The sequence below is a fragment of the Bradyrhizobium sp. genome, from assembly GCF_049586575.1.
Lineage (GTDB): Bacteria > Pseudomonadota > Alphaproteobacteria > Rhizobiales > Xanthobacteraceae > Bradyrhizobium.
The window spans coordinates 1-5,323 of sequence record NZ_JBAVCF010000736.1 but is presented as its reverse complement, the minus strand read 5'-3'; the positions used below and the strand labels follow the sequence as shown (position 1 = coordinate 5,323).

Genomic DNA, 5,323 nt, shown 5'->3' with positions numbered 1-5,323 from the left:
TTGATTTCACCTATGACTTCTACGTCAAACAGGTGTTGACACCGGAGCCGATACCAGAAGCCCAGCAGCTGCAGTCGAATATCGACGCGCTGGCGCCGAGCAATCCGAAGGTGAAGGGGCTCGATCCGAACAGCATCCTGGATCAGAGCTTTGCCAAGGCAGCCGAAAAGGCGGCCGCTGCGAATGCTGCGCCCAAGTCCTCCGAACACTGACCGGTGAAAGGCCTGGTCTACGCGCACACTCCGCTGCTGATTTTCTATCGGCCGTCATCGGTCGAACCATGCCGCGCCCTCAGGCGCGCGCGGGCCACGTAGCGCAAGGTCAGTCACCGCTCAGGCCGGATGGTCAGCCTCCGCCCTCGCTGCCGAGTTTCAAAGCACGCCTCGCGAATGTCGGCCGGCAAGCATTTTTAGCTTGCTTAGCCGGCAAACCCCAAGAAATGGGGGCAAGGTGATCCGCGCCGCTAATGTCAAGCTGGAGCTGGAGTGATCATAGTTTGGCAGATTGTGAGGTCCGTCGCGGGTCATCACGTTCGCCTTCCCGCTTGGAAGGATTGTCTGCTTCCTCGGACATCATGCTCTTTCGAACCGTTGTCGCCAACTAGCTATCTGCATTGGTCCGTGCGCTGGCGGCTGGCGCCGATGTGCAGCGACCCGGTAGCTGCGTACAGTTCCACCGCCCGAGCTCTATCGATCAGCCCGCAGCACAAATCACTCAACAAGAAAATCGGCGGCTCGCGCCCATGGCTAAGTGCTTATGTCAAGTCCGGGATAATCGCCGTTGACGCCGCTAAAGGTGGACACTGTTCAAGGATTATAAGGTTTCCGAGGAACGTCGAGGCTGACGTTATGGACAGCGGCCTCGATAAGCGCGGTGGCTCGAATTGGCTAAATTGACCTACATCAAATGCGTTTAAAGCGGTCCGCGATACTGTGTGCGCGCGGGCGTAATGTCGCCTGCGGTTCCTCCCTTTGCCTTGCCCCGCTCGCAGCGGGGCATTTTTTCATCCTTCATCCCGATTTGCGAAGCAGCTCCGGCAGCTTTGCGATGTTCACTGCAATGCGCTGCGCCTCGTTCTGATTGCGGCCGTTCGCCGGCCCGGCTCCTCCTCGAAATATACGCAGGCGAGCGCCTGCGGTGAGCTTTCGTCTTTGACTTGTCGCGACGAAGGTCGCGAAATTCTCGAGGCCCCTTGATGAGGCGGCGTTTGCGCTGTGCGTGCTCTTCGCCGGTCCCGGCCTGGTCGACGAGATGGTCGATCGCCTTTTCTGCCATCTTGGCTGCTTTGCGCTTACTGCCTCCACTGCGCTGGCGAGTGCTTGTGCCGGACAGCGCGTGCTCCGCGAGGCGACGAAGCGCTGTCGCCAGAGTCGGCGCGCCCGGTTGCGCTGCCGGCGCTGCCTGTTCCAGCCGTGGCATCATTACCACCGCAACCAACTTGCTCGACGGTATCTGTGGGAGCATCGCCCCAATCAGCGGGACGCGGCCACGGCGATGTAGAAACTTGGCGTGAGAAACACGACGGTCATCTGTCACGACCTTGCCCAAGGCGCGTGGAGCGAGCCGCTGACCACCCAGATGGGGGATGAACCCTAGATACAATCGCGGGCGCGATAGGGCGTATTGACGTAAATCAATGACCGCATGCTGCCGTCTCGACATAAATCGGTTGAAAACGCAATCGCGATTGCTCCCGCCGCATCCCCGTATCAACAAACGATGTGCATTTTACGCTGTGCGAGTCGTATGGAGGGTTCTAATGATCAAGCTAGAAAACTGGCCTCTCTGGCAGGCAATCGTGATCAGTGCAGCAATTGGCGTTGCGCAATCAGCGCAGGCGCAACCCTACCGGTGCGGAGGCCGAGTGCCGTCCGCGACGCGCAGCGGCTGCCATTGGGAATGCGTTCGCGAAGCCGTCGGCGGCAACAAAATGCGGCCGCCGCAAATGCGCTATGTTTGGAAGCAAATCTGTCCGCCGGGCCTCATCGGGCCGCCGAACGGAGGTCCCGCTGAAATCCATAAAAAGAACGTTCCGAGTGTCCGCAAGGATCACAAGCCTGGTCCTAACGACTGATCTTCGCGAACGATAAATCGGGCGCGATGTGCCATTTTCGACCACAATGCGCCTGCAACGGCTTCCCCAAGCCAATTAATCGTGCTTGGTGTCGCTCTTACTGGGAGGACGCACTCGCGCAGGCTAAAGGCTCTGCGACGCTGACCTGCCCCCGGATTTTCGGACCATCGATAAGTTGAGAGACTGGCGCTCCTGCAGTGAGGCCGATGTTTGGACCGCCGGATGGTAGATTTTTCCGGCTTGCTCACGATGGCGGGCTGGCTGCGCCAAGGCGAAAGGATATCGGCGCTTCGTTGACGATGGCGATCCTGATCTACGCGGGCTTTAACCTTGTGGCTGCGCTGATTCCCTACCCGGCAGGATCTCTTTCGGACAAATTGGACCGGAGAAATATTTTGATCGTGGCGTTCGCCATCTTCTTCGTGACCTACCTCGACATCGCCGTGACCCGCAACATCGCGCTCATCGCCGTGCTGTTCATCTTTTACGGGCTTTATCAGGGGATATTCCGCTCTGTTGGGAAAGCTCTGGCAAGCGACTACGTGCCGGAGCAACTTCGCGCCAGCGGAATCGGTTGGTACAACACGATTGTTGATTTGTTCGGCTTGATGGCCAGCCTCATCGCCGGATGGCTTTGGGACCAGGTCGGACATGCTGCGGTGTTTCTCTTCGGCGCAGGACTCGCTATGGTCGGCGGGATCGTCTTGCTGGCGTTGGTTCCGGAGAATGCAGGCATGATGCGGGAGCTACGCCGTGAGTGTTGGCGAGCATCTCGGTCCACGCATTAACCTCTCTTGTCTGCGGCGTGCTCTCGCTCCGACATTTCCGGCTGGCGAGATGGTGTTCTTTATCCCTTGGCGGGTGGTCACCGAAAACTCTGGCCGCGGCGCATCTCAACTTGCAGACTGACCCCCACCCGCCGTCTGGGTAATGCAGCGGCTGCCGGGATGCGTGATTACCGCTTCGCCTGATGCTGCTGAAATGACGCGCGCACAAGGTACGAAGGATCAAATTCCGCGATAATCTGTAGCGCAGCTCTATCGAGGATTTTTATCTCATGGCCCTCTACAGCGATCAACCCTTCGTGCTTGAGCTCGCTGAACATCCGGTTCACGTGAGGCGCGCTCAACCCGACCGCGTCGCCGATGCCTTCCTGCGAAAGCGGTAATTCAAAGGCGTTCTCTGAAGCCCATCCGACGGCTTTCAATCGAAAATGCATCTCCAAAACAAAATGAGCAACTCGCTCAAGCGGCGATCGTCTGCCAGCATCGACAAGATGATGTGCATAGACCGCTGCTTCCCGGGCGGCGAACCATATGAGCGCAAGCGCGATGTTGGGCCTTCCTTTGCAAAGCTCGACAAATGTATCGAACGACATCCGATGCAGGCTCATCTCGGTGGCGGCCATTACGGAGAAGATCGAGCGGTCAAAAAAAGATGCTGGGAAGCCGACAATGTCTCCCGGCAACAAGGTATTAATGATTTGTCGTCCTCCTTTGTGTAACAGCGTGTAGCGGATAGCAAAGCCGCTTTCGATGATATCCAATCCTTTGTATTCAAAACCCTGGACAATAACGTCCTTGCCCTTCTTCACAGTTAGCATGTGATTGAGTGCGTGGCCCAGCGCCTTCACATCATCCGCGTTGAGGGGCGCATGGGACGAAAGCTTAATTACAAAAGGGTGCTTGTCGATTAGTCGATCTTGGATGGCCTTGGAAGGCACTGGAACTGAGACGCGCACGAGTGCTCCTCCGAATGCCAATTTGTTATTGTGCTTACCGAGGGACGCCGACGGAAGTGCTGAAGTGACCCCGCCGAAGCATCAGGAGGCCGACTGAAGCCTAAACTAACATTAGGACATAACCGCATGTGGAGAAAGGACGACACAGCGGAGTCTCTCCTTAGGAGCCCCAACGCCGAAAGCCTAATCAGACTATGGAGTTAGCAGAAATTTCACGGGGAGGAACCCGGATGTCGCATGAATTGCATACCTCCGCCGCGAATTGCATGCGAGGGCCAATAGCGGCCACGGGTGGAGGACTGGATCGCACGCACCTCCGCCGCCAGTTAGAAATGCGCCGCGGCGGCGCGAGATCGATTGCGACGGGTTGAGCGTTTCGTGGCTGCTAATTGATCGCGGGAATATGATGCCATCGATCTCCGCAAAGCAGATCTGATCGAGGGCTTCTGTCCTGGCTAAAGTAATCCGTTGGCTCACGTCCATGAAAGTTCGCAGAGCTAATTAGTGCGACATCAAGACCGGGACCGTCATCGAGTGCAACGTGCTTTGAGTTACACCACCTAGCACGAACTCGCGTACGCGCGAGTGTCCATAACCGCCCATGACGATGAGATCCGCATTACTATCGGCAGCATGGGAAAGCAGCGCGTCGGCAATATCAATTTTGTCGTGACTGATGCGCTGGACGCCGATGTTAAGACCATGACGAGCAAGGTGGCGGCCGATGTCGGCGCCTTCAACCTCGTCTTGCTTGCCTCGTTCGTTACCGACGATGACCACTTCGATATGCTCCGCTCGTTTAAGGAGTGGCATAGAATCGGCGATTGCGCGCGCCGCCGGCCGGCTGCCGTCCCAGGAAATCATGACATGGTCGAACTTAAGCGGCGCCCTGTGAACGTAGGGGACGATGATCACCGGCCGGCCGGAATCGAACAATGCACCTTCGATAATCGCGCCTTCAGTCGTGTTACTTTCTGAGTTGACTTGATCGACAACGGAGAGGTCGAAACGCCGCGCGATCTCGCCGAAGCGATCACCGACGCTCGCGAAGCTTGCCCGCAGCATCATCGGCTCAGCCGAGACGCCGGCCCGTGAGGCTAGTTGGCTAAACCGGTCTAAGGCCGCCTGTGCCTCGGCCTTGTAATCGCGCCATTGCTCCTGAACAACATCAGTCGCAATGTAGCCTAGGTGCGAAACCAGATCGAAAGGATCGTAGACGAAGGCAATTCCGGCGATGTGTGCCTCAAGCGTGCTAGCCATCGAAACCGCGTATTCTATCGCGCGACTCCCAGATTTTTTGGCGCTCAAATTAAGCACAATGTCTTTTATCATCGCTATTCTCCCAACGGACGTTATATGCGAACAGTCAAAACGGCATTGCGGGCGATGGCCCATACAATACCATTGACAGTGCATCGCTGGATTTTGGAATTTGTGGTCGAGCGTTGTTGGCTGCAGGTTGCCGAGGTGTCGCCGATTGCCTTCACAACGAACCACAAGCCAACAGC

The 5,323-nt window shown here is 57.2% G+C and carries 4 protein-coding genes; 2 read left to right on the top strand and 2 right to left on the bottom strand.

Features of this window, described 5'->3' with window-relative positions; all coding sequences use genetic code 11:
- A partial coding sequence (locus WB528_RS26715) for a hypothetical protein (protein WP_423892348.1) occupies positions 1 to 212 on the top strand: 212 nt, incomplete at its 5' end.
- Between the two features lie 2,068 nt (positions 213 to 2,280).
- Positions 2,281 to 2,862, top strand: coding sequence for an MFS transporter (locus WB528_RS26710; protein WP_423892347.1), 582 nt, complete (start codon positions 2,281 to 2,283; stop codon positions 2,860 to 2,862).
- Positions 2,863 to 3,029: 167 nt separating this feature from the next.
- Here WB528_RS26710 and WB528_RS26705 read toward each other — a convergent pair whose 3' ends face one another.
- On the bottom strand, positions 3,030 to 3,815 hold the full coding sequence (locus WB528_RS26705) for a Crp/Fnr family transcriptional regulator (RefSeq protein WP_423892346.1): 786 nt from the start codon (positions 3,813 to 3,815) through the stop codon (positions 3,030 to 3,032).
- Between the two features lie 501 nt (positions 3,816 to 4,316).
- On the bottom strand, positions 4,317 to 5,147 hold the full coding sequence (locus WB528_RS26700; RefSeq protein ID WP_423892345.1) for a universal stress protein: 831 nt from the start codon (positions 5,145 to 5,147) through the stop codon (positions 4,317 to 4,319).
- Positions 5,148 to 5,323 lie beyond the last annotated feature (176 nt).